This is a genomic window from Bacillus sp. AFS041924 (assembly GCF_002577195.1).
In the GTDB taxonomy this organism is placed as follows: Bacteria; Bacillota; Bacilli; order Bacillales; family Bacillaceae_G; genus Gottfriedia.
This window is the reverse complement of the sequence record NZ_NULG01000025.1, coordinates 74,298-99,551: the sequence shown is the minus strand read 5'-3', so window position 1 is coordinate 99,551 and position 25,254 is coordinate 74,298. Positions and strand designations below refer to the sequence as shown.

The window sequence follows — 25,254 nt, the reverse complement described above, 5'->3', positions numbered from 1 at the left end:
GTGTGCAAGAATGATTTATTAACAGCATTACAATAATTAGTAATTAATCATCAGCTAATAGTCCAGGTCGACTTTTTAGGTATTATTATTTTAACTTAAAGTAAGTTGGGAAATACCTCGCTTTATAGGGATTTTCCAAAGGAATTCAAGATTTCCAAATAATTTAATTTTACTGCTACTTGTCTTCTTTAAGATAAATTTGTTATAAAATACTGCAGTTAACTTTATATTCTTTAATCAAACGTTATTGTATAAAAATAATCTTAACGATTACTGTATGAAGTGATGACAGAGGATTCGTGTAAAAACAGTTCTATATAAATTATGTTAGATTTTTTTATTAACAACATGTCTTAGAATATTTTTATTACTAAAAATTCAATCAAATATGTAGTAACAATATTTTGATGATTTTCCTTAAAATGTATTATTAATCAATTTAGGGATTCTATACGTTGTCTATTCATAAGAAAATAAGTATGCCGCCAATTATCAACTCCCTCTCCATTTTTAGTTCAAGATTTTCAATTTTTAATTGCCGCATTATTAAGCTTATTACCGCTTAAGAAATATGATTCTAATATTTTTCATATTTAGAATAATCTTCAACCTCTGACAAATAGAGGTAACGTAAACTCTTGCATTAAAATTTTAAATTGTTAAATGAAAGAATAAGTTGATTACATGGAATGGACTAATGATGAGATGATTTTGTCTTCTTAGTTTTCAATATTGTTACTTTTAGGTTAAATTGAGTGGAAAACTCTTGATGTGGAATCAGACTTTGTATAGATTTCTTTATATGTATAAGTAGGAAATGTAGTTGCTATATGGATGAAAAGTGTCTTGCCTTATCAAAAAAGGATTATTTATGATTTTTTAGATATCCTTTAAATTAATTCCTCATTCTTAATGTTACTGTATTCATTCTAGTCAGTAAATACTTACTTTTGAAGAATATTAGTGTTTTTTAAGGAACGGATTTAATAATTGTAGTAATATATTGAAGTGAGTCGAAATTTTGTATAGTTTAGTCGAAAGGTTAGGTGTTAAATGCTAGCAAATTATTTCACAGTTCGTGGCTTTGGCAGTCATGAGATTGAAATCGAAAAATCGAAATTTATTTGTTATATAAATGAAGTAAAAAATGAAGCTAATGCACAGCAATTCATTTCAGAAATCAAAAAAAAGCATTTTGATGCATCTCACAATTGCTCTGCATATTTAATTGGTGAAAATGATGAAATTCAAAAAGCCAATGATGATGGCGAACCAAGTGGAACTGCCGGGGTCCCGATGTTAGAAGTTTTAAAAAAGCGAGGGTTAAAGGATACCGTTGTTGTAGTAACAAGGTATTTTGGCGGGAAAAAGCTTGGAGCGGGAGGGTTAATTCGCGCTTATGGACAAGCAGTTAGTGAAGGGTTAAATTTTGTTGGGATTATAGAACGCTCTTTAGTTAAAGTAATGAATATAAAGATTAATTATAAATTATTAGGTAAAGTAGAGTTCGCTATACGAAACTCACACTATCATTTAGAAAATATTATCCATATGGATGAAGTAAGCTTTGAACTTTGGATTAAGATTGATGAGGTTGACATTTTCAAAAACTGGATGATTGAGTTAACGAATGGTAGTTGCCAGATAAATGAAAGTATTGTTAAATACATGTAGTCTTGCTTTTTTTAATAGTAAAATTTTTGACTAATTTCAAATAGAACAATCATACTAATTTTAAAGGAGGTCTATTCGAACTTATGAATCAGAATTATTCTCGAAAATCGGCCAAGAAAAGAAGAAAGAAAAGAAGAGGCTTACTTCGTAGATTATTATTACTAATCATAATAGTGGCCTTAGTATTTGTAGGATATAAAGGTGTTAGAACATATTTAGAATTAAATAAAGCAACAAAAGGTGAAGATATTTCTTCAAACTTAAGAAATGAAAAAGTTAAAATATCGAAAGATCCTATTTCAATTCTCTTCTTAGGTATTGAAAATTATTCAACTGGTGGAAAGGGTGGACGAACTGACTCGATGATCCTTGCTACTTTTAATCCAAAAAAGGAAACAATAAAAACAATGAGCATTCCACGCGATACATATGTTAGTATCCCAGGGCACGAAGAAAAAACTAAAATAAACCATGCTTATTCATATGGTGGTTTACAATTAACAGTTGATACAGTTGAACAATTCTTAAATGTACCGATCGATTATTACGTAACAGTCGATTTTAATGGTTTTAAAAATATAGTTGATGCAGTTGGTGGAATTGATGTAGATGTACCATTTGACTTCTGGGAGAATACAGACACAACACCAAGAGAAAAAATTTACTTTACTAAAGGTATGATGCATTTAAATGGTCAACAGGCATTAGCATATTCTCGTATGCGTAAACGTGACCCACGTGGTGATTTTGGACGTGAAGAAAGACAACAGCAAGTAATTCAAGCGATATTAAATGAAATAAAATCACCTCAAACAATCTATAAAATGGATGATTATGCGAAAGTGTTTAGTAAAAACATTAGTACGAATATGAAAATGAGCGGTGGTATTTCACTTGCGAAGCATTTACCTAATATCGGTGAAAATGATTTAGAAACAATTAAACTAAAAGGTCATGATGATACGATTAACGGTATTTATTACTATGTTCCGGAAGATGAGAGTGTAAGCGAAATTACTAGTAAATTCCGTGTTCACTTAGGTTTAGACAAACCACCTGCGACAAGTACGACTAATGAAATTAATTCAAGCGATAGCTCTGAAACCGAAGATAGTACTAATCAATAAATAGGTAAAAAGCTGATTCTTTTGCGGAATCAGCTTTTTTTATTGGGTATATCGTAATATATTTGTAATAGTTGTTAACGTTGTGTTAATGATGTTATAGAAAGGTGTGTATTTTTTAAAATTTATAATAAAATAACAATATATATTGGTAATATAAGGTTTGTATCGGAAAATATAAAAATTTTTGCTTATTTTAAATTTTTGTACAATTATAATCCTAATTACATTATAATATTAAATATACATAAATTTATTAGTCATTTAGTAATAGGCTAATGGGGGAAATGGTGAATGACAGCTAGGAAAATGGACAATCAGACACTAGATGAGATCATGGATAACATGCTCACATCTGTTATAGATAGTAAGTCCCATGTGTTTGAAATTGTTGAAGATACTCGCTCTGAATATGAGAAATTAAGAGCAGAGCTTGAAGAAGTAAAGCTACAAGTAGTAGAGAAGATTGAAAATACGGCTAAATTAGATTTATTAGTGAGAGCGGCACGGCAAAAATTAGCGGAAGCAGAAGTGGATGGGGATTATAATACAGAATCCCAAGTCAAGGATACATATGAAATGATTCAAAGTATCCAGGATCAGCATTTTCTTTCATTAAAAGAAGAAAAGATTCTAATTCATCGTAGAAAAGAATTAGAAAATAGACTTCACACTTTGCTAGAGAAATTACAAAGAGCCGAATTGCTAGTTGCCCGTATTTCAATTGTACTAAACTATCTAAATACAGACTTTAAGCAAGCTAGTCATTTACTTGAAGATGCTAAACAAAAACAAGAATTCGGCTTTCAATTGATACAAGCACAAGAAGAAGAGCGCTTAAAGTTATCTCGTGAAATTCATGATGGACCAGCCCAAACGCTAGCCAGTGTATTAATGCGTTCAGACTTTTTAATTAAAACGTATCGCCAAAGACCAGAAGAAGATGCAAGAAAAGAACTTGGTGATATGAAGGAACAGGTCCGTAGTGCACTTGGAGAAGTAAGAAGAATTATTTACGATCTACGTCCAATGGCATTAGATGACTCAGGATTAGTTCCAGCTCTAAATAAATATTTAAAATCGCTCGAATCGTATAAACATATTGAAATTAAATTTGAATATAGTGGCCAAAGCGAAAAAAGACTTAATTCAAAGTTAGAAGTAGCAATTTTTAGGTTAGTCCAAGAGGCAGTTCAAAACGCATGTAAGCATGCTGAACCATCAACGATTTTTGTGAAATTAGAGTTTTTAGGAAAGAGAATTAACGTTTTAGTTAAAGACGATGGTGTAGGTTTTCCTGTTGAAGGAGGCCAAAGTGAAAACTCATTTGGATTAACAGGAATGAAAGAACGCGTAGAGTTGTTAAACGGTGATTTTAAAATCGAATCTAAACTAAACATTGGAACGATCATTCGAATCACTTTAGATGTAGAAATTGAGAATGCGTTAAACTTGAAATTCTAAAAAAAAACGTCTGAAAATTTTTAAAAGTAAAATTTTATTTCGCGTTTTTGGAGATTTGCGTCGAAACTATCAATAATATATGGTAAAATATACAATAATTTATATAAAATTACCAAATTTTACAAATTTCGATAGATAGGCAAACTAGAATAAATGGCAGAGGAGTATTTAAATGAAAACTAGAATTGCAATTGTAGATGATCATAAATTGTTTCGGGAAGGAATTAAGAGAATCCTAGATTTTGAAGAAAGTTTTGATGTTGTTGCTGAAGGTTCAGACGGTACAGAGGTAGTAAGTATCATGGATCAACATCAAGTAGATGTATTTATTATTGATATTAACATGCCGACAATGAACGGAGTAACTGCTACAAAAGCATTACTAGAAAAACATCCTGATGCTAAAGTAATCATATTGTCTATCCATGATGACGAATCATATGTAACTCATGTTCTTAAAGTGGGTGCAAGAGGCTATTTATTAAAAGAAATGGACTCAGATACACTTATTGAAGCGATTAAAGTTGTGACAAAAGGTGGATGCTATTTACACCCGAAGATTACTCATAATCTAGTAGAAGAGTTTAGAAGACTATCATTAAAAGAACAATTATTCAAATCACGTGAAGTAGAAGTACGTCGTCCATTACACTTACTTACTAGAAGAGAATGTGAAGTACTTCAAATGTTAGCTGATGGTAAAAGTAACCGAGCGATTGGTGAAGCTCTTTTCATTAGTGAAAAAACTGTCAAAAACCATGTAAGTAATATTTTACAAAAACTTGAAGTAAATGACCGTACTCATGCTGTAGTTACGGCAATCCGTAACGCTTGGGTAGAAGTGAAATAATTAGAGTAACAGAGTAGAGTATCAATTTGATACTCTATTTTTAGTTTGTAGAAAAATCAAAAGATATTTTCAGATTGATCTAAACTCGAATAAAGGTTCGAATTGCTGATAGTCTGCACTCAGTTTTGCTTTTCAATAGATTGGGTTTTAAGTATAATGGTCTTTCTAAGCCTAATAGAATTGTCGAATAGGCTCAGAGTAAAGAGAATAAAATACAATGATTTTACATTGTTTGTTGTGTAAAATAAAACTATTAAAATATAGTTAAACCTTACTATTTTGTAAGAAAGGATATTAAAATGAGAACTGCAATTGTTACAGATAGTACATCTTATATCCCTAAGGAAATAAGGGATTCTTTAGATATACATATGTTGCCACTTAATGTAATCTTTGGAGACGCATCCTACCAAGAAGAAGTAGAACTTACAGCTGAACAATTTTTCTTAAAAGTCCGAGAACAGAAAGATTTGCCAAAAACATCGCAGCCCGCCTATGGCACGATTATAGAAAAATTCGAACAGCTATCAAAAGAATACGATGCTGTAGTTGCGATCACATTATCAAGTGGAATTAGTGGAACGTATCAAAGTATGGTTACAGCTGGATCGATGTTCGATAACTTAGAGGTAGTTGCTTATGATTCAGAAATCAGTTGTATGGTCCAAGGGTTCTATGTAATTGAGGCAGCTAAAATGGCCCAAAATGGTGCAGCACCGACTGATATCGTCTCACGTTTAGACGAAATAAAAAAATCGGCAAATGCCTACTTTATGGTTTATGATCTAGCGCATCTTCAACGAGGTGGAAGACTTTCAAGTGCACAAGCATTTGTAGGAAGTCTACTACAAGTAAAGCCAATCCTAACATTCGTAGACAAACAAATAGTAGCTTTTGAAAAAATACGAACTGAAAAAAAAGCAATGAAGAGAATCACAGATTTATTCGGCGAAGTTGCATCAAAAGGTGAAAAAATGAAGGCAGTTGTTATTCACTCCAATCGTGAAGAAGATGCCCAAAAATTAGTCCAACAACTACATGAAACATATCCAAATGTTGAATTAGAAATTTCATATTTCGGCCCAGTAATTGGGACACATCTTGGTGAAGGTGCCCTAGGTTTGGGATGGTATGTAGTTTGAGTAGAAGCTCCTCTAGTAGGGGCTTTTTTGTTTGACTTTGTTGAGAAGTTAAAAGTAGTGAATCGTAAATAACGTCTTGAAGGATTATCAGAACAGCGAACTTCTAACAAAATGGTATCTTATCTAAATTGACACAAAATATCTGAATTGCCGACAAGAAATTTTCACTGCTACTCTTATCGCTAGTAACTGATTGAATGTAATATTTATATATGAAGAATAAGACTACTAACGGGGAGTGTAAACTAATTAAATTTCTATAGTTACTGATGCTTGTCTTTCCTATGATTATTACACTGGATTCGACTTAGGTATAAAACAAAATATTCGACTGTTTGTAAAACGGATTTAAAAAGTTGATGAAAGTAACAGTAATTGGTGACAAATAAATAATGAATAGAGTTAACGATGATAATATGTATCCGAGATGCCTATTAACATGGGGATCTTTTTGTTTTATTCGTTCAAACAATCAAAAAAGAAAGTAGGTAAAAAATGGACAAATTTTCTGGTAAAAAACTGCAACTTCTCCCCACAATTAACACTCAAGAAATTCCTCTAACAAGTAAAATAATTCAAGCAGTTCAAAGAGTCAAATCGCGTTATCAATGCTTTCGATGTGGTAATCAAAATCAACTTTTTTTTGCCTCCCATTACTGTGCTAAATGTTCATCACATTGTACGTATTGTCGTAAGTGTATCATTATGGGGAAGATGATGACTTGTACAAAAATTGTTATTAATGAAGTTGATTTGGAATTTGGTGATACGATAACTGGACTCGAATGGGATGGTAAACTTTCACCTCAGCAAAAAGAAGCTTCTTTGAAAGTTGTTGAAGCTGTAATTGAAAATCAGAATCTGCTTCTTTGGGCAGTTTGTGGTGCCGGAAAAACAGAAATGTTGTTTGAAGGAATTGAAGCTGCACTTTTGCAAGGTAAATTTGTTTGTATTACAACTCCTCGAGTAGATGTGGTTTTAGAATTAGCAATCCGATTCAGGCAAGCCTTTCCTTCAATTTCAATTGCGGTACTTTATGGAGGAAGTGAAGATGTTTGGAATCGTAATAGGATAACGATTTGTACAGTTCATCAATTAATGAAATTCAGGCACACCTTTCATTTACTAATAATAGATGAAGTCGATGCTTTTCCTTATAATATTGAAACCCACCTGCATTGGGTGGCGAATGAAGCAAGAACGATTATTGGTTCCACAGTTCAGTTGACTGCTACTCCCTCTACGGATCAACAACAGCTTGCATTAAAAGGCAAAATCAAAAATGTTATGGTCCCCGCAAGATATCATCGGCAACCTCTGCCAGTACCAAGCTTCGAATGGATTGGTAATTGGCGTAAAACAATCCGTAAATCACAAAAACTCCCAAATGCTCTAGAAAAATGGCTAAAAAAATTAATCCAAGAAGACTGTCCGATCTTTCTATTTATCCCGTCAATTAATGAAAGTGTTTTTATTGAGGAGGCAGTTAAAAAGATAACAGTTAAATCAGCATCAGTGCATAGTCAAGATCCAGAAAGGCATGAAAAAGTAACTGCATTTCGAAATGGAGATATTCAGGTTTTAATTACAACGACAATTTTAGAACGAGGCGTAACGATACCGAATAGTCAAATTGCAGTGCTTGGTGCTGATGAGGAGATTTTTACTGAAAGTGCGCTCGTACAGATTGCAGGAAGAGCTGGTAGACATAGTGATTATGCGAGTGGTGAGGTTATCTTTTTTCATCACGGAATTAGTGAAGAAATGGCTAAAGCTAAAAAACAAATTCTTTTAATGAATCATTTAGGGGTTAAGAAAGGTTGGTTAGATCGAAAATGATCTGTGTGTATTGTGGTGTACAATTTGTTGGGAAGTTTTCATTGCATAAATTGTTTTTTCAAAGTAAGGAAACAGTATGTTCGCAATGTTTAACGAAATTTAAAAAAATAGCTGGTCCAGTTTGTGAGACGTGCTGTGGTTATATTAATGATAATCAAAAGTATTGTCAAAATTGCATAGAGTATAGGAAACTAAATCCAAATAAGCCATTAGTTATAAATAAATCCATTTTTCATTACAACGATGAGATCAAAGAATGGTTAAATTATTTTAAATTTTGTGGTGATGTTCAATTAGCCTCATTATTTGCTGAGCATTTGAGGGAATACTATGAAAATTCTTTCGAAAATTATAAAATAGTTCCAGTGCCGTTAAGTGATGAAAGGTTAAAAGAGAGAGGTTTTAATCAGGTAGAAGTGCTCGCTCAACATGCTGGTTTAAAATTTACAAATTGTTTAAAGAGATTGCATACTGAAAAGCAAAGTAAGTTAAATCGATTTGAAAGATTAAGTCGAGAACAAGTATTTTCTTTTTGCGGGCAAGAAAAAATCGATAATGAATCGATTGTATTACTTGATGATATTTATACTACTGGTAAGACAGTACGAGATGCTGCAGCAATTCTATTTCAAAATGGTGCTGCAAAAGTGAATTCCCTTACGCTAATACGTGCATAAATGTTAGTTGTTTGTCGTGTGAAAAAGGACTTAATTTTACAGAGAATTTTACCGATATAAATGATGTGCATTTGAAATAATAGTTCAAAAAAACTAGAAAAATCTTACATCCTACATAAATAATGAAGTGACGAGGTATAACACGATTAACGATGAGGTGAGAAAAATGAAGAGTAACACATCTACTGAAGATAATATTCATTTAGATCAAAACAACTTAAAAAAAGATAAACAAGAACAAGTAAAAAAAGAAGAAATCTCCCCTCAGGCGAAAGATGTTCAAATCGAAGGTCAGTTAGTCGCAACACGGGATGAACGTATACAGCGGTTAAAAAAACAAGTCGAAGAAGGGACATACAAAGTTAAACCAATAGAAGTGGCTGAGAAAATGCTTGATTTCTTTAACAAAAAATAAAGTTTTTACTAGGGGAAAAGGATCAATAAATTATCCAATATTAAGTTGATATAGAAGTAATAAAAAAGATGAGGGGACTTAGTAATATGCTAAGTCTCTTCTATGTTTAGAGAAGGAATTTATAATTAAACTTCTTCCAGATTTAATACATCTTTCAATTGAAGTGCTATTTAATTAATGTGGTATTTCATTTTATTGTATTTTAATTTGATTTAGAGGAAAGTTAATATTAATTATTTTGACAAAAACATAATAAATTATTGGAAAGATTTTCTTTATAAATCACACAATTTCTTATAATAATGTGATAAACTCAAATAGTTTAGTTTTTACTTTTTATGTAGAGGTGTACATATGTTATCGATTTTAAAACGATACTTAATTGGTAAACCACTTAAGTCGACAGAATTAAGTGAACAAAAGTTATCGAATACGAAGGCATTAGCAATTCTTTCTTCGGATGCGCTTTCTTCAGTAGCATACGGTCCAGAACAGATTTTGATCGTGTTAACGACGGTTGGGGCGGTTGCATATTGGTATTCGGTTCCGATTGGTATAGGTGTTTTGATTTTATTACTTGCATTAATATTATCATACCGCCAAATAATTTTTAGCTATCCTCACGGTGGAGGCGCATATGTTGTTTCCAAACAAAATCTCGGTGTGGTTCCGGGTTTAGTTGCCGGTGGATCCTTATTAGTTGACTATATTTTGACAGTAGCTGTTAGTGTATCAGCAGGTACGGACGCGATCACATCCGCCTTTCCGATATTACATTCTCACACAGTCTTTATCGCTGTTATTTTGGTTATTTGTATTACAATTTTAAACTTACGTGGATTAACTGAATCTGCTTCAATTTTGGCATATCCAGTTTATTTATTCGTTGTAGCACTTGTTATTATCATTATCGTAGGTTTATATAACGTTTTTACAGGCCATGCACCACAAACACCACATTCAGCTATAGGTACGGTTGTTCCAGGAATCTCCCTATTTATTCTTTTAAAAGCATTTTCATCTGGATGTTCTGCTTTAACGGGTGTAGAAGCGATTTCGAATGCTATTCCGAACTTTAAGGAACCTTCTGATAAAAATGCAGCAAAAACATTATTGATGATGGGTTCTATTTTAGCAGTACTTTTCTCAGGAATAATGTTTTTGGCATACTGGTATGGAATTGTACCAAATGCAGAAGAAACGGTTATGTCTCAATTAGGTTCAGATATATTTGGACGAAATATAATCTATTACTTCATCCAAGGTACAACAGCATTAATTCTTGTATTAGCAGCCAATACTGGATTTTCAGCATTCCCATTACTTGCATATAACTTAGCAAGTGATAAATTTATGCCTAGAATGTATTTACTTCGAGGAGATCGTCTAGGTTACTCGAATGGTATTATTACACTTGGAGTAGCTTCAATTTTACTTATTATTGCTTTCCAAGGGAAAACAGAAGAATTAATTCCATTATATGCTGTAGGTGTATTCGTACCATTTACACTTTCTCAAACAGGTATGGTTATTAAATGGATTAGAGAAAAACCAGCAGGTTGGTTCCCGAAATTAATTGCAAACTTCGTTGGAGCATTTATATCAGCAACAGTATCAATTATTTTCTTAACAACTAAATTAAATCAAGTTTGGTCAATATTTGTTTTCTTACCATTAATTGTTATTCTATTCTTAAGAATACGGAAACACTATGAAGCAGTAGGTGACCAGTTAAGATTGAATAATGATATTCCTGAAAAAATTAACGGGAATATTATGGTTGTCCCAGTTGCCGGGATTACAAAAGTAGTCGAACGTACTATGCAATATGCTCAAGGTATTGCTGATGAAGTCTATGCTGTCTATATTTCTTTTGATAAAGAAAGTGAAGAGCAAATGCGACAAAGATGGGAAGCATGGAATCCAAATGTTAAACTAATTGTTGTTCATTCCGAGTATCGAGAAATTACTAGACCACTTTTAAAAGTAATAGATGAAATGGAAGCTAAAGCACATGAAAACGGCTTTGAAATTACGGTTTTAATACCACAGTTTATTACGAAGAAAAACTGGCATAATGTTTTACATAATCAATCAAGTTTATTATTACGTGCGTATTTACTTCATAAACGAAGCGTTATTGTAACTACAGTACCTTATCGATTTAAGGTTTAAATGCCAGGATTAAGGAAAAACATCAATTGAAAGATTAAAATCATTTGATAGGAAAAAAGATTTAAATTTCTTTCTAAAAAATTAGGAAAATAATAGTGGGACAAGTCAAAGGGTAAGTGAATAAGATAAATAAAGAAATAATTAGAATTTTTCGTTATTTGTCGAATTCGCGAAAAAAAAGGCGATAAGCTACTTTTGACTTGTCCTAGTTTCATGATGTATAGTTGAAATGTGGAGAAGATTCACAAGTTTTCGACTGAAGGGAATGGATTTGAATGCAAGGTAAAGTAAAATGGTTTAATGCAGAAAAAGGTTTTGGATTTATCGAACGCGAAGATGGAGATGATGTATTCGTACATTTCTCAGCTATCAACGCTGAAGGTTACAAATCTTTAGAAGAAGGCCAAGCAGTTAGCTTCGAAATCGTTGAAGGTAACCGTGGACCTCAAGCTGCTAATGTGACTAAAATTTAATTTTTTCCGTTAATAAGTAAGTATTTGCTTATATAGATTCGGACCACGAGGGCTTACTCATTTGAGTAAGCCTTTGTTTGTTATTTGGAAAAAATTTTTAAGAATGTGGTTAAAAACATAATCGGATCTATACGAATAAAGTTCGAAAAATAGACAAAGAGATTTCTCATATTTGACAAAAATTTCATGGAGGAATTACAGATAGAGGTGTAGAATATAAGTATGACAGCTTTCATTTTTGGAGCTTGATGAAGGAGGAAACCCATATGATGCTAAACATCCGAGGCGAAAATATTGAAATTACTCCAGCAATTCGTGATTACGTAGATAAAAAATTATCGCGATTTGATCGTTATTTTGACGAAGAATTAACGGCGAGAGTTAATGCGAAGGTATTCCACGACAAGCAAAGAATTGAAGTAACTATTCCTGGAACGTATATGTTATTACGTGCAGAAGAAGAGCATGCAGACTTGTATGCAGCTGTCGATTTAGTTATTGACAAACTAGATCGTCAAATTAGAAAACACAAAACAAAAGTGAATCGTAAGTTAAGAGAAAAAGGTTCATTAAAATTCATGTTCGCACCATCAACTACTGAATCTGCAGTTGCAGTAGAGGAGCACGAAAACGATATCGAGTTAGTTCGTACAAAACAATTTGATTTGAAACCTATGGATGCAGAAGAAGCTGTATTACAAATGAATATGTTAGGTCATAACTTCTTTGTATTCTTAAACGGTGAAACAAATAAAACTAACATCGTTTATGCTAGAAAAGATGGACGATATGGCTTAATTGAAGCTAAATAATATTAAACAAAATAATAATAAAAGGACTAAGCTAAAGTATTAGCTTAGTCCTTTTTTGGTTTATATGATTATTTTCGAAAATATTAAATAATTCTAATAGAACATTCTCACATAAGGTTGTCACTTATCTTCATTTAATGATAAAATTAGAAATAGTATCTAATTACTTAATGACATTTTAGTTTATGACTTTAAAATAGAGGAGCGTTACGAATGCTTGGAATGATAAAAAAGGTTTTTGACCTTAATCAGCGACAATTAAATAAAATGCAAAAACAGGTTGATCAAGTATTAGCTTTACAGGATCAGTATGCAAAGTTATCTGATGATGAACTTAGAGGCAAGACATTTGAGTTTAAAGAGCGCATTCAAAAGGGTGAAACTCTTGATGATATTTTAGTTGAAGCGTTTGCTGTAGTTCGTGAAGGTGCTACTCGTGTACTTGGTATGACTCCATATCCAGTACAGCTATTAGGTGGAATTTCTTTACATGAAGGTAATATCTCTGAAATGAAAACTGGGGAAGGTAAAACCTTAACTTCTACTTTACCAGTCTACTTAAATGCATTAAGTAGCGAAGGCGTTCACGTTGTTACAGTAAACGAATACTTAGCTAGTCGTGATGCTCGCGAAATGGGACAATTATATGAATTCTTAGGACTTACTGTAGGTCTAAATTTAAATAGTATGGATCCTGATGAGAAGCGTGAAGCATACGCTTGTGACATTACGTATAGTACGAATAATGAATTAGGTTTCGATTATTTACGTGATAACATGGTTGTATACGCAGAACAACGCGTACAACGTCCATTAAACTATGCAATTATTGATGAGGTTGACTCAATCTTAATTGACGAAGCACGTACACCGTTAATTATTTCTGGACAAGCGAAACAATCTGCACAAGCTTATATTGCGGCAAATGCTTTTGTTGGCATGCTTCAGTTAGACAAAGATTATACGTATGATGTAAAAACAAAATCAGTTTTATTAACTGAAGATGGTATTTCACGTGCGGAGAAAGCCTTTGGCGTTGAAAATCTATTTGATTTGAAAAATGTTAATTTAAATCATCATATTACTCAGGCATTACGTGCTCATGTTACAATGACACATGATGTAGATTATGTAGTGCAAGATGGTGAAATTGTAATCGTTGACCAATTTACTGGTCGATTAATGAAAGGTCGCCGATACAGTGAAGGTCTTCACCAAGCGATCGAAGCTAAAGAAGGTTTGAAAATCCAAAATGAAAGTATGACGCTTGCAACAATTACTTTCCAAAACTACTTCCGTATGTACAAAAAGCTTTCTGGTATGACGGGTACAGCTAAAACTGAGGAAGAAGAATTCCGAAATATTTACAATATGAATGTTCTTGTTATTCCTACGAACCGCCCAATCGCTCGTATAGATAAACCGGATCTAGTATATAAATCAATGAATGGTAAATTTAATGCTGTTGTTGATGAAATCGTTGAGCGCTACAAAGCTGGGCAACCAGTTCTAGTTGGTACAGTTGCGATTGAGACTTCAGAGTTGATTTCTCAACTACTTAAACGTAAAGGTATTAGACACGAAGTATTAAATGCGAAAAACCATGAACGTGAGGCTGATATTATCGCGTTAGCTGGCCACCGTGGAGCAGTTACGATTGCGACAAACATGGCTGGTCGTGGTACAGATATTAAATTAGGTGAAGGTGTTCGTGAACTTGGTGGTTTAGCTGTTATTGGTACGGAGCGACATGAGAGCCGTCGTATTGATAATCAGTTACGTGGTCGTTCTGGGCGTCAAGGTGACCCAGGTGTGACAACTTTCTATTTATCAATGGAAGATGAATTAATGCGCCGTTTCGGTTCAGAAAATTTATCAGCTATGATGGATCGTTTAGGATTAGATGATTCTCAACCGATTGAAAGTAAAATGGTTTCACGTGCTGTTGAATCTGCACAAAAACGTGTTGAAGGTAATAACTTTGATGCTCGTAAACAATTACTTCAATATGATGATGTTTTACGTCAACAACGTGAAGTTATTTATGCTCAACGTTCTGAAGTTATTGATTCAACTGATTTACAACCAATCGTTAAGAATATGATTGAAGGCACTATTAACCGAGTAGTTCAAGCTCATACTCCAAACGAGCAGCTTCAAGAAGAGTGGAATTTAGAAGGAATCATTGATTTCTTAGAAGCAAACTTATTAAATGAAGATGAAATTACCGTTGAACAATTACGTGTAATAGAACCAGATGAAATGGTTGAATTAATTCAAAAAATCGTATTCGAACGTTACGAAGAAAAACAAGTAGCTTTACCAGTTGAACAAATGCGTGAGTTTGAAAAAGTTGTATTATTACGTACTGTTGATTCTAAGTGGATGGCTCATATCGATTCAATGGATCAACTTCGTGAAGGTATCCATTTACGTGCATATGCTCAAATCGATCCATTACGTGAATATCAAATGGAAGGCTTCGCAATGTTTGAAGAGATGATTGCTTCTATTGAAGAAGAAGTATCACGTATTATTATGAAAGCTGAAATTGAAGCTGACGTAGAGCGTGAAGCTGTACAAGGTGAAGCAATTCATGTAAGTAATGATGGTGAAGGTGAAGGTAAGAAAAAGCCAATCGTAAAAGGCGAAGAAATTGGTCGTAATGAAGATTGTCCTTGTGGCTCAGGTAAGAAGTATAAAAACTGCCACGGTAAAGGAATCTAATAAAATAGAAACTATATGAAAAGGGGCAAGGACAAGTAGGTATTAGGAGTTGGAAGTAACTTTCAAAAAGTTACTCTTACTTTACTACTTGTCTTTACCTGCTTTTTAATGTTCGTAAAATTTAATCGAGGTGTTAAGTAATGGAATTAGTAGAAGTAAAGCAAGAATTAGAAAAGATGGCGAAACGCCTTCAAGCATTTAGGGGGTCTCTTTGACGTCGAAACAAAACAAGCAAGATTAGAAGAGCTTGAAGCGTTTATGTCAGAGCCGAATTTTTGGGATGATCAAAAAGCAGCACAAGTAGTAATTAGTGAAGTAAGTGGTTTAAAAGAAGTAATCAATGAATTCAGTGATTTAGAAGAAGGCTACGAGAACCTAGAAATAACTTATGAATTAGTTAAAGAAGAAGATGATAAAGAGTTATTTGATGAATTAGTTTCTGAAGTGAAAGTACTAACAGTTAAGTTAAATGACTTTGAGCTTCAGTTACTTTTAAGTGAACCATATGATAAGAATAATGCAATTTTAGAACTACACCCAGGAGCGGGTGGAACAGAGTCACAAGACTGGGGTTCTATGTTATTACGTATGTATACAAGATGGGCTGAAAAACGTGGATTTAAAGTGGAAACATTAGACTACCTACCAGGTGATGAAGCTGGTATTAAAAGTGTAACTTTAGCAATTAAAGGGCACAATGCATACGGGTACTTAAAAGCGGAAAAAGGTGTACATCGTTTAGTACGTATCTCTCCGTTTGACTCTTCTGGTCGTAGACATACTTCATTCGTTTCATGTGAAGTTATGCCAGAATTTAATGAAGAGATTGAAATTGAGGTCCGTACTGAAGATTTAAAAATTGATACGTACCGTGCAAGTGGAGCTGGTGGTCAGCATATTAATACAACTGATTCAGCAGTTCGAATTACACATGTTCCAACTAATACAGTTGTTACATGTCAGTCAGAACGCTCACAAATTAAAAACCGTGAAGCTGCAATGAAAATGTTAAAGGCAAAACTATATCAACGTAAAATAGAAGAGCAACAAGCACAATTAGATGAAATTCGTGGAGAGCAAAAAGAAATTGGTTGGGGAAGTCAAATTCGTTCATATGTTTTCCACCCTTACTCAATGGTTAAAGATCATCGTACAAATGCTGAAGTAGGTAATGTACAGGCAGTAATGGATGGTGGACTTGATCCATTTATCGATGCTTACTTACGTTCGAAAATTTAATTTTGAAAAATGGGCTGATAAGATTGGAGAAAACTTCATTCTTACCAGCCTTAATCTTTGGGGACTGAAGAGGTATTTTTTATCATTCCCATTCAGATTTCTGTGAAATTTAGCCTACAACATCTTCTATCTAGAAGATGTTATTCTTATGAGCTTTTTCTCTGGGGATTAGTAAAGAACTGACTTACTAATATGAAGGAGTTACTTGAATCATATTTATTTTTAGTTTGTTTGACAAATGTGAGAAAGTAAATTTTGTTTATGTGTAATTAAATCTTATTGATTTTTTCATAATAAAAAATAGAGAGAGTATCCAATAATAAGGATATAAAATAGAAAAGTTTTCGATAAGTGAGAAATTTTGAGGGGGATAAATTTGAAAAAGGTAAGATATTCAACTGCTCTAACTGTAGGGTGGGGAAAAACGTTTTTTGAGTATTTCTTTGTTTTAATTGGTTCTGCAATTATTGCGATCACATTTTGTGTGTTTTTATTACCTAATCATATTGCTTCTGGTGGTGTAAGTGGAATCTCGACGATTCTAAAGAGTACGATGGGATTTAATCCAGCATTTGTGCAATGGGCATTTAATATCCCTTTATTTATTGCAGGTGTATTCTTCTTGGGTCGTCAATTTGGTGTAAAAACATTAGTTGGTACCATTTTTATTCCGTTAGTTGTTTATTTAGTTGATTTATACAATATAGAGCCTGCAACTGATAATCCTCTTTTAGCATCTATATTTGGTGGACTATTTATTGGTTTAGGCTTAGGAATCGTTTTCCGTGGAAAAGCATCCACTGGTGGAACGGATTTGGCAGCTCAAATTGTTCATAAATATACTGGGTTATCGCTTGGGATATGTGTAGCATTTATCGATGGTTTAATTGTACTTACATCTGCAATTGTATTTAATCTTGAAAGTGGAATGTATGCACTGATTGCACTTTTTGTTACGAGTAAAACAATCGATTTAGTTCAAATCGGTCTTGCTAGATCAAAAATGGCACTTATTATTACTTCTGAAGTGGAGCTTGTAACAAATGCAATTGTACACGAATTAGATCGTGGCGTAACTAAACTAACTGGTGTTGGCGGATATACAAATGAAGACCGTTTAGTATTAATGTGTGTATTAGATCAAACTGAATTTTCTTCTCTGCGTGATATTGTACAAACCATTGACCGACAGGCCTTTATTACAGTAGTAGATGCAACAGAAGTTCTTGGAGAAGGTTTCACAAATTTGACATAAAAAGGAAAAATAAATACTTTTATTAGTAGTAGACTATAGTTAAGGGATTTTTAAAGGGGCGATTTTTGTGAAAAAGCTACTTCTTGCTTGTATAACAGGTAGTATGCTGTTAACGATTACAGCATGTGGTTCAAATAATAATAATGCAAGTAAAAATAAAGATTCAGGTGAGCCAGTATCGGCTGCTAATGGAGAAAAGTTATTTAAAGAAAGTTGTGCTAGCTGTCATGGTGGTGAGCTAGAAGGAATAGTTGGGCCGAGCTTAAAAAAAGTCGGAGCGAAATATTCTGAAAAGGAAATAGAAGATATTATTCATGACGGTAGAGGATCAATGCCTGGTGGGGTTGTTCAAGGAAACGACGCAAAAAGTATTGCGAAATGGCTCGCTACTAAGAAGTAAGATGTTTTTATTATCTAAAGTGATCTTGAAGTAAATTCTATGAAGTTAATGTGGGAAAAGTAGACAAGCAGGTGCTTCGTTCACTATTCTTGAGACAGGTTTAGATAAAAGAAAAAGAAGTAAGGATGGCCATTAAAGGTCATTCCTTACTTCTTTTAATGTCTTATGTTTTTCTTATTCTTTTCCATTGCATAGACTTACTGTGTTTTTAAACAGAAAGTTTTCTTTTTATTAGAAAAGATCTGTTTCTTTTCACTTTAATTACGTTTATTCCATTTTTTGTTAAAATTTCTTATGGAATGACCTAAATTAATATTGACTATTTATCAAAATGTAACATAAATTTATCAGTTTTGACATTTTTTAAGTGTTATAATAGAGGAGCTTAGCTGAAATTATCGAAATATGTAAATAGCAGGCGAAATAATAAAAACAAAACTAGTTAAGTATAATTTCATCCAGAATGGAACTTATATGGTTCGATAGAAGAAAAGGAACAAAAAATTAAGGAGAATGTCATGATTGAGTTAAAAGATGTTTATAAGACGTATCCTAATGGTGTTCTTGCGGTAAATGGCATTAATGTAAAAATTCGCCAAGGTGAATTTGTGTATGTCGTAGGGCCAAGTGGTGCCGGAAAGTCGACATTCATTAAAATGATGTATCGTGAGGAAAAACCATCAAAAGGTTCGATCTTAGTTAATGGTGTTGATTTAAGCCATATGAAGGATAAAAAGGTTCCAATTTTACGTAGAAATATAGGGGTAGTTTTCCAAGACTATAAGCTGTTACCGACTTTATCAGTTTATGAAAATATTGCATTTGCACTTGAAGTTATTGAAGAAAATCCGAAAACAATAAAGAAGAGAGTAATGGAAGTACTTGACCTTGTTAAGTTAAAACATAAAGCTCGATTCTTACCAACAGAGCTTTCTGGTGGTGAACAACAACGTGTTTCGATTGCTCGTTCTATTGTAAACAAACCAAAAGTAGTAATCGCCGATGAGCCAACGGGTAATCTAGACCCAGAAACTACATGGGAGATTATGGATATATTTAAAGAAATCAACGACCGTGGAACAACTATAGTAATGGCGACACATAATAAAGATATTGTAAATACGATTAAGCGACGTGTTATTGCAATTGAAGCTGGTAAAATTGTACGCGACCAAGCGAGAGGAGTGTACGGTTATGAAAGCTAGAACTGCAAGAAGACATGTTCGAGAAGGACTTCGCAGTTTAAAACGAAATGGTTGGATGACGTTTGCATCTATCAGTGCTGTTGCAGTTACTTTGATGCTTGTTGGCGTGTTTTTAACTGTCATTTTGAATGTTAACCATATCGGTACAACTTTAGAAAAAGATGTTGAAGTACGTGTATTAGTCGATTTAACAGCAAATAAGAAGCAGCAAGCTGCTTTGAAAGAAGAAATTCAAAATTTAGATCATGTAACGACTGTTAAGTTCTCGTCAAAAGATCAAGAATTAAACAATCTAATCAAAAGTATGGGAGAAGACGGGACAGCGTTCAAATTGTTTGAACAGCAAAATCCATTAAATGATACTTATATCGTAAAAACAGATTCTCCAGAACAAATTGCACCTGTAGCCAAAAAAATTGAAGGCTTAAAATATATTGACGAAGTTATTTATGGTAAAAAGCAAGTACAAAAATTATTTAATGCGGTATCAGTAGGACGAAACATTGGTATTGTACTGATTTTTGGATTATTATTTACTGCTATGTTCTTAATCTCTAATACAATCAAAATTACAATCATGGCAAGACGCCGTGAAATTGAGATTATGAGATTAGTAGGGGCAACTAATAACTTTATTCGTTGGCCGTTCTTATTAGAAGGTTTGCTTTTAGGTGTGTTAGGGTCGGTTATTCCAATTGCTCTACTATTAACTGGCTATAAAGTCATTCATAATATGCTAATGCCGAAATTAGCAGGAACAATGTTTACATTACTACCTTTTTCACCGTTTGTTTACCAGTTATCTGCTATTTTAATAGGTATTGGTGCAGTAATCGGTATGTGGGGTTCTGTTATGTCAATTCGTAAGTTTTTACGTAAATAAGATAAATTTTCATTTACAGTTTTATTGTATTAATAATGTAATGCGATTGATAAGCCCTAGTTCCCAATTTGACGTCAGTTTTTAGTTGATACAGGTACTAGGGCTTTTCTATATACATATAAGGAGGGATCTTAGATGAACAAGAGAACATCATCGAAAGTAATAACGATTATGTTATCTAGTACTTTCGTCATCGGTGCTATCCCTTCCGTTTCTTTTGCTGAAAGTAGATACCAATCTGAAATTAACCGCATCAAAGAGAAACGTAGTGAGGTTAAGGAGAAGACAGATGCAACTAACAACAAACTTGCGGATATAAAGCATGACCAAAGAGAAGTTGTTGCAGAGCTTGAAGAACTTGATGCTCGAATGAAAGTAACTAAGCAAAAAGTTAACCAAACGGAAGATGCAGTTAGCGATGGGAAAAAGCAAATTTCAAAACTAAAGGAAGAAATTAAGTTTATTGAAGAACGTATACAGTCTCGTCAAGAATTATTGAAAAACCGTATGCGATCACTTCAAAAGGCTGGGGGAATGGTGTCGTATATAGATGTCATTTTAGGAGCTAATAGTTTCGGAGATTTAGTTCAACGAATGAGTGCTGTGCAAACTATTATGAAGGCAGACGAAGACATTATTAAGCAGCAAAACCAAGATTTAAAAGAAGTTAGTGATAAGAAAGATGATCTGACTGTAAAACAAGCAAAAATGGAAAGAGATTTAACAAACTTAAAAAGCTTAAAAAATCAGCTTGAAAGACAATTAAGCAAAAAGAACAAATTAATGGCTTCCTTAAAAGAACAAGAAAGTGAAGCTCATGAAGATGCTTTAGACTTAGCTGAACAAGATCAAATCTTAGCAGGTCAACAAGCCGCAATGCAAAAAGCGCTTGAAATTGCTAAGAAGCAAGCTGTAGAAAGAGCTGCTGCAGAGGCAAAACGTAAAGCGGAAGCTGCAAAGCGTCAGGCAGAGGCTGCAAAAGCGAAAAGCAAGCCATCTACAAGTTCAAACCATTCAAGTGGATCTGGAAGTTCTACTAGTTCAAGTGGTTCTGATAATACTCCATCTGTGTCTAGCGGTAACTTTACAAGACCAGCAAACGGTTATATTTCTTCTGGGTTCGGACAACGCTCATTTGAGGGCGGAGAATTCCATGAAGGTATCGATATTGCCTCAGCAGGTACCGTACCAGTTGTATCAGCAGGTGATGGAGTTGTAATCCGTGCCTATGTTTCATCTTCTTATGGTAATTGTGTATTCATTACTCATAATATAGATGGACAAGTATGGACAACAGTATATGCTCATTTAGCTAGTTTCAACGTATCAACTGGACAATCTGTTTCCAAAGGTATGCAAATTGGTTATATGGGGAATACAGGGCATTCTACTGGACAACATTTACACTTTGAACTACATAAAGGTGAATGGAACTATGGTAAAACAAATGCAGTAGATCCTATGAAATATATTAATTTTTAATTTATTAATAACCTATCCTGAATAGTTGGGATAGGTTTTTTTATTTCTCTCAAATAAATATGGCTACCGGAAATAAAAAAGAAGAAGCGCAATTAAAAATGGAAATTCACGATTGAAAATACCAATATCGCACATCAGAAGGTCCATAGAGGTAACAATATTCTTTATGGATTTTATTTAGTAAAATAAAATAATTACTAGTTTATAATAATTATAATTTGATATTGATTTTCATTATAAGTTACCTTATTATATAATTATTACTAGATTATAATAATTATAAATAAGGAGATATGAAATGACAAATAACCGATTAACAACAAATCAAGGCGTGCCAATTGGCGATAATCAAAATTCACTTACTGCAGGACGTAGAGGTCCAACTTTATTAGAGGATTATCAATTAATTGAAAAACTAGCTCATTTTGATCGTGAAAGAGTACCTGAACGTGTTGTACATGCACGTGGAGCTGGGGCATATGGTATTTTCATCACTAAAAATAGTATGAAAAAATACACGAAAGCTAAATTTCTACAAGATGCTGATACAAGAACACCAGTATTTGCTCGTTTCTCAACAGTTATTCATGGCATGCATTCTCCTGAAACACTGCGTGACCCCAGGGGATTTGCTGTAAAATTCTATACTGAAGATGGGAACTATGACTTTGTCGGTAATAATCTACCAATATTCTTTATTCGTGATGCAATGAAATTCCCTGATATGGTTCATTCATTAAAACCAGATCCAAGAACAAATTTACAGACACCTAATCGATATTGGGATTTTATGTCACTAACGCCTGAGTCAACAAATATGTTATTACATGTTTTCTCTGATGAAGGTATTCCAGCGAACTATCGTCAAATGAGAGGTTCAAGTGTTCACGCATATAAATGGGTAAACGAATATGGGAATACTGTATATATAAAACTTCGTTGGGTACCAAAACAGGGGATTGAAAATCTTTCAATGGAAGAAGCTAGTGAAGTTCAAAGTAAGGATTTTAACCACGCAAGCCGTGATTTATATGATTCAATTGAAAACGGAGATTTTCCTGAGTGGGATTTATATGTTCAAGTATTAAATCCAGCAGATATGGATGATTTCGATTTTGATCCATTAGACCCTACAAAAGATTGGTTTGAAGATGTGATTCCTCGTCAATTTGTTGGAACGATGATCTTAAATCGAAACCCAGAAAACGTATTTGCTGAAACAGAATCAGTTGGATTTAATCCTGGAGTGTTAGTCCCCGGTATGCTACCTTCTGAAGATAAGTTATTGCAAGGTAGACTATTCTCTTATTCAGATACACAAAGATATCGAATTGGAGCAAATTACATGCAACTTCCTATTAATTGCCCATTTGCTAAAGTAGCAAATGGCCAACGTGATGGTCATATGCCTATTGGTCAGCAAACACACCAGATTAATTTCGAGCCAAATAGCCATTCAGATACTCCAAAAGAAGATACTGACTATGTTGAAGTAGCTCAGCCATTAAATGGTGTTTCTGAGCGTAAAAAAATTGAAAAAACAAATGACTTCGGGCAAGCTGGAGAAGTATGGAATAGATATAGTAAAGCGGAGCAGGATGCTGTAATTAAAAATATTAGCGCGGATATTTGTGACGTGGATGAAAAAATTAAGCTTCGTGCAGTTTGTAACTTCTATCGTGCAGACGCAAACTTAGGTGAGAGACTGGCAAGTAAGTTAGGGATTGATTTAAGTCCATACTTGCAACATCTTCCGAAATAAATTAAACTCTTCTAATAAAAATTTATTAAATTGTGTTCTACTTGCAAACATAAGTGATACAGGCTTATCATATAATAGAACAGAAATAGCATCGCACGTCTGTGTGATGCTTTTTCGGCTACATACACTATTTAATAGATTGGTACGTTCTAAAGTGAACGAAAAATAGGAGGTTCTGTATGAATCGTAAAACAACGGCTCTACTTGCAACAGCAACATTTGTTGTTGGTATGGGGGTAGGTACATTTGCATTTAATGATGGTACAAGTACGATTGTTTCGAAGTTATCAGAGAGTAAAGAAATAAAAGCTTCTGAAGATCAAAATATTGCTAAAATACAAAAGGCTTATGAAATTATTGCTAATCAATATGTGAAAAAAATCGATCCTGATAAATTAACTGAAGGCGCAATCCAAGGGATGGTTACAACTTTAGATGATCCATTCTCTACTTATATGGATGGAAAGACAGCTAAACAATTCCATGAATCATTAGGTTCATCTTTCCAAGGAATTGGAGCGGAAGTTTCTAAAGATGGAGAAAAATTAATTATTGTATCTCCGATTAAAAATTCTCCTGCAGAAAAAGCTGGACTGAAACCAAAGGATGAAATTTTATCAGTTGATGGTAAAAGCGTAAAAGGTTTATCTCAATATGATGCGGTATTAAAAATCCGTGGTAAAAAGGGAACAAATGTAACGATTGAAGTACAACGTCCAGGAGTTCCAGACCCAATTAAATTTACAATTAAACGCGATGATATTCCGATGTATACAGTGTTTAGTTCAGTGAAAGATGTAAACAACGAAAAAATTGGCTATATTCATATTACTTCATTCAATGAAAAAACGGCTGATGAGTTTAAGAAAGAGTTGAAAAAGGTAGAGGATCAAAATATCCAAGGTCTAACAATTGACGTTCGAGGAAATCCTGGTGGTTACTTGCAAGCTGTTGAGGGCGTTTTAGAAGAATTAGTTGTAAAAAATGAACCATATTTACAAGTTGAAAATAGAAATGGCCAACGTGAAAAGTACTACACTAAGTTAACGAAAGCGAAACCATATCCAATTGATGTATTGATTGATAAAGGAAGTGCATCAGCAGCTGAAATTTTGGCAGCGGCATTAAGTGAAGCAGGAAATTATGAATTGGTTGGAGAGAAATCATATGGTAAAGGTACTGTACAATCTACATTAGATTTCAAAGATGGAAGCAATATTAAGTTAACACAGTTTAAGTGGTTAACTCCAGATGGTACTTGGATTCATAAAAAAGGTATTAAACCAGATGTTGCTGTAAAACAGCCTGATTATTTCTACGCAACACCAATTGATAAAAAGAAAACATTTAAATTTGATGACAATGATGAAAATATTAAACAAGCTCAAATTATGTTAAAAGGTTTAGGATATGATCCAGGACGTCAAGATGGATATTTCAGCAAGCAAACAGAGACCGCAGTTAAGCACTATCAAGAAGCTGTTGGAATCACAATTAACGGAAAAATAGATCCATTAACTTCAGAAAAACTTGAATCTTCGTTAATTGATAAAATTAAAGATGAAAAGAATGATCTTCAGTTAGAAAAAGCTTTAGACATGGTAGCTCAATAATAATAAGTTAAAAGGACGAGGTTAATTCGTAGTTAAAGCCCAA

Annotated in this window: 20 protein-coding genes; all 20 read left to right on the top strand. The window is 33.5% G+C overall.

The window, feature by feature from the left end; translation table 11 throughout:
• Window positions 1-1,053: 1,053 nt before the first annotated feature.
• The 20 genes from COC46_RS09220 (at window position 1,054) to COC46_RS09125 (ending at window position 25,211) form a co-directional block, all read left to right on the top strand.
• A complete protein-coding gene (locus COC46_RS09220; protein WP_098809420.1) occupies window positions 1,054-1,674 on the top strand; it encodes a YigZ family protein in 621 nt (206 codons plus the stop codon).
• Window positions 1,675-1,757: 83 nt separating this feature from the next.
• Window positions 1,758-2,801 (top strand): LCP family protein, encoded by a 1,044-nt coding sequence (locus COC46_RS09215; RefSeq protein ID WP_098809419.1) that lies wholly within the window; start codon window positions 1,758-1,760, stop codon window positions 2,799-2,801.
• A 291-nt stretch (window positions 2,802-3,092) separates the two neighbouring features.
• Window positions 3,093-4,262: a sensor histidine kinase gene (locus COC46_RS09210; protein WP_098809418.1), complete on the top strand. Its 1,170-nt coding sequence runs from the start codon at window positions 3,093-3,095 to the stop codon at window positions 4,260-4,262.
• A 172-nt stretch (window positions 4,263-4,434) separates the two neighbouring features.
• The gene (locus tag COC46_RS09205) at window positions 4,435-5,112 is read left to right on the top strand and encodes a response regulator (protein ID WP_098809417.1); all 678 of its coding nucleotides are present in this window, start codon (window positions 4,435-4,437) and stop codon (window positions 5,110-5,112) included.
• A 299-nt stretch (window positions 5,113-5,411) separates the two neighbouring features.
• Window positions 5,412-6,254, top strand: coding sequence for a DegV family protein (locus COC46_RS09200; protein WP_098809416.1), 843 nt, complete (start codon window positions 5,412-5,414; stop codon window positions 6,252-6,254).
• Window positions 6,255-6,971: 717 nt separating this feature from the next.
• Window positions 6,972-8,093, top strand: a complete 1,122-nt coding sequence (locus COC46_RS09195; protein ID WP_176545105.1) for an ATP-dependent helicase ComFA — start codon at window positions 6,972-6,974, stop codon at window positions 8,091-8,093.
• Window positions 8,075-8,770 (top strand): ComF family protein, encoded by a 696-nt coding sequence (locus COC46_RS09190; protein ID WP_098809414.1) that lies wholly within the window; start codon window positions 8,075-8,077, stop codon window positions 8,768-8,770. Before COC46_RS09195 ends, COC46_RS09190 begins: the two co-directional genes overlap by 19 nt.
• A 166-nt stretch (window positions 8,771-8,936) precedes the next feature.
• On the top strand, window positions 8,937-9,185 hold the full coding sequence (locus tag COC46_RS09185; protein WP_098809413.1) for a flagellar biosynthesis anti-sigma factor FlgM: 249 nt from the start codon (window positions 8,937-8,939) through the stop codon (window positions 9,183-9,185).
• A 354-nt stretch (window positions 9,186-9,539) separates the two neighbouring features.
• Complete coding sequence (locus COC46_RS09180) at window positions 9,540-11,360, top strand: APC family permease (RefSeq protein ID WP_098809412.1); 1,821 nt, start codon at window positions 9,540-9,542, stop codon at window positions 11,358-11,360.
• 275 nt (window positions 11,361-11,635) lie between these two features.
• Complete coding sequence (gene cspD, locus COC46_RS09175; RefSeq protein ID WP_056469532.1) at window positions 11,636-11,833, top strand: cold-shock protein CspD; 198 nt, start codon at window positions 11,636-11,638, stop codon at window positions 11,831-11,833.
• A 266-nt stretch (window positions 11,834-12,099) separates the two neighbouring features.
• The gene (gene hpf, locus COC46_RS09170; protein WP_056469534.1) at window positions 12,100-12,645 is read left to right on the top strand and encodes a ribosome hibernation-promoting factor, HPF/YfiA family; all 546 of its coding nucleotides are present in this window, start codon (window positions 12,100-12,102) and stop codon (window positions 12,643-12,645) included.
• Between the two features lie 213 nt (window positions 12,646-12,858).
• Window positions 12,859-15,372 carry a preprotein translocase subunit SecA gene (gene secA / locus COC46_RS09165; protein WP_098809411.1) on the top strand — a complete coding sequence of 838 codons (2,514 nt, stop codon included), beginning with the start codon at window positions 12,859-12,861 and terminating at the stop codon, window positions 15,370-15,372.
• 140 nt (window positions 15,373-15,512) lie between these two features.
• A protein-coding gene (gene prfB, locus COC46_RS09160) for a peptide chain release factor 2 (RefSeq protein ID WP_098809410.1) occupies window positions 15,513-16,611 on the top strand; the annotation gives its coding sequence in 2 pieces (ribosomal slippage) (window positions 15,513-15,584 and window positions 15,586-16,611; 1,098 coding nt in all).
• A gap of 376 nt (window positions 16,612-16,987) precedes the next feature.
• Window positions 16,988-17,866, top strand: a complete 879-nt coding sequence (locus tag COC46_RS09155) for a YitT family protein (RefSeq protein ID WP_098809409.1) — start codon at window positions 16,988-16,990, stop codon at window positions 17,864-17,866.
• A 67-nt stretch (window positions 17,867-17,933) separates the two neighbouring features.
• Window positions 17,934-18,266 carry a cytochrome c551 gene (gene cccB / locus COC46_RS09150; protein ID WP_369700037.1) on the top strand — a complete coding sequence of 111 codons (333 nt, stop codon included), beginning with the start codon at window positions 17,934-17,936 and terminating at the stop codon, window positions 18,264-18,266.
• Window positions 18,267-18,784: 518 nt separating this feature from the next.
• A complete protein-coding gene (ftsE, locus tag COC46_RS09145) occupies window positions 18,785-19,471 on the top strand; it encodes a cell division ATP-binding protein FtsE (RefSeq protein WP_098809408.1) in 687 nt (228 codons plus the stop codon).
• A complete protein-coding gene (ftsX, locus tag COC46_RS09140) occupies window positions 19,461-20,354 on the top strand; it encodes a permease-like cell division protein FtsX (RefSeq protein ID WP_098809407.1) in 894 nt (297 codons plus the stop codon). The genes ftsE and ftsX overlap by 11 nt, the downstream gene beginning before the upstream one ends.
• Before the next feature lie 135 nt (window positions 20,355-20,489).
• Window positions 20,490-21,836: a murein hydrolase activator EnvC family protein gene (locus COC46_RS09135; protein ID WP_098809406.1), complete on the top strand. Its 1,347-nt coding sequence runs from the start codon at window positions 20,490-20,492 to the stop codon at window positions 21,834-21,836.
• 298 nt (window positions 21,837-22,134) lie between these two features.
• Window positions 22,135-23,598: a catalase gene (locus COC46_RS09130; protein ID WP_098809405.1), complete on the top strand. Its 1,464-nt coding sequence runs from the start codon at window positions 22,135-22,137 to the stop codon at window positions 23,596-23,598.
• Between the two features lie 179 nt (window positions 23,599-23,777).
• Window positions 23,778-25,211, top strand: coding sequence for a S41 family peptidase (locus tag COC46_RS09125; RefSeq protein WP_098809404.1), 1,434 nt, complete (start codon window positions 23,778-23,780; stop codon window positions 25,209-25,211).
• Window positions 25,212-25,254: the final 43 nt, after the last annotated feature.

Bases quoted from the DNA above. Each gene is read 5' to 3' on its own strand.
- COC46_RS09125 (WP_098809404.1), top strand. From the start codon at position 23,778: ATGAATCGTAAAACAACGGCTCTACTTGCAACAGCAACATTTGTTGTT.
- cspD (WP_056469532.1), top strand. From the start codon at position 11,636: ATGCAAGGTAAAGTAAAATGGTTTAATGCAGAAAAAGGTTTTGGATTT.
- hpf (WP_056469534.1), top strand. From the start codon at position 12,100: ATGATGCTAAACATCCGAGGCGAAAATATTGAAATTACTCCAGCAATT.
- COC46_RS09185 (WP_098809413.1), top strand. From the start codon at position 8,937: ATGAAGAGTAACACATCTACTGAAGATAATATTCATTTAGATCAAAAC.
- secA (WP_098809411.1), top strand. From the start codon at position 12,859: ATGCTTGGAATGATAAAAAAGGTTTTTGACCTTAATCAGCGACAATTA.
- COC46_RS09130 (WP_098809405.1), top strand. From the start codon at position 22,135: ATGACAAATAACCGATTAACAACAAATCAAGGCGTGCCAATTGGCGAT.
- COC46_RS09195 (WP_176545105.1), top strand. From the start codon at position 6,972: ATGACTTGTACAAAAATTGTTATTAATGAAGTTGATTTGGAATTTGGT.
- COC46_RS09180 (WP_098809412.1), top strand. From the start codon at position 9,540: ATGTTATCGATTTTAAAACGATACTTAATTGGTAAACCACTTAAGTCG.
- ftsX (WP_098809407.1), top strand. From the start codon at position 19,461: ATGAAAGCTAGAACTGCAAGAAGACATGTTCGAGAAGGACTTCGCAGT.
- COC46_RS09205 (WP_098809417.1), top strand. From the start codon at position 4,435: ATGAAAACTAGAATTGCAATTGTAGATGATCATAAATTGTTTCGGGAA.
- COC46_RS09135 (WP_098809406.1), top strand. From the start codon at position 20,490: ATGAACAAGAGAACATCATCGAAAGTAATAACGATTATGTTATCTAGT.
- COC46_RS09210 (WP_098809418.1), top strand. From the start codon at position 3,093: ATGACAGCTAGGAAAATGGACAATCAGACACTAGATGAGATCATGGAT.
- ftsE (WP_098809408.1), top strand. From the start codon at position 18,785: ATGATTGAGTTAAAAGATGTTTATAAGACGTATCCTAATGGTGTTCTT.
- COC46_RS09215 (WP_098809419.1), top strand. From the start codon at position 1,758: ATGAATCAGAATTATTCTCGAAAATCGGCCAAGAAAAGAAGAAAGAAA.
- COC46_RS09200 (WP_098809416.1), top strand. From the start codon at position 5,412: ATGAGAACTGCAATTGTTACAGATAGTACATCTTATATCCCTAAGGAA.
- COC46_RS09220 (WP_098809420.1), top strand. From the start codon at position 1,054: ATGCTAGCAAATTATTTCACAGTTCGTGGCTTTGGCAGTCATGAGATT.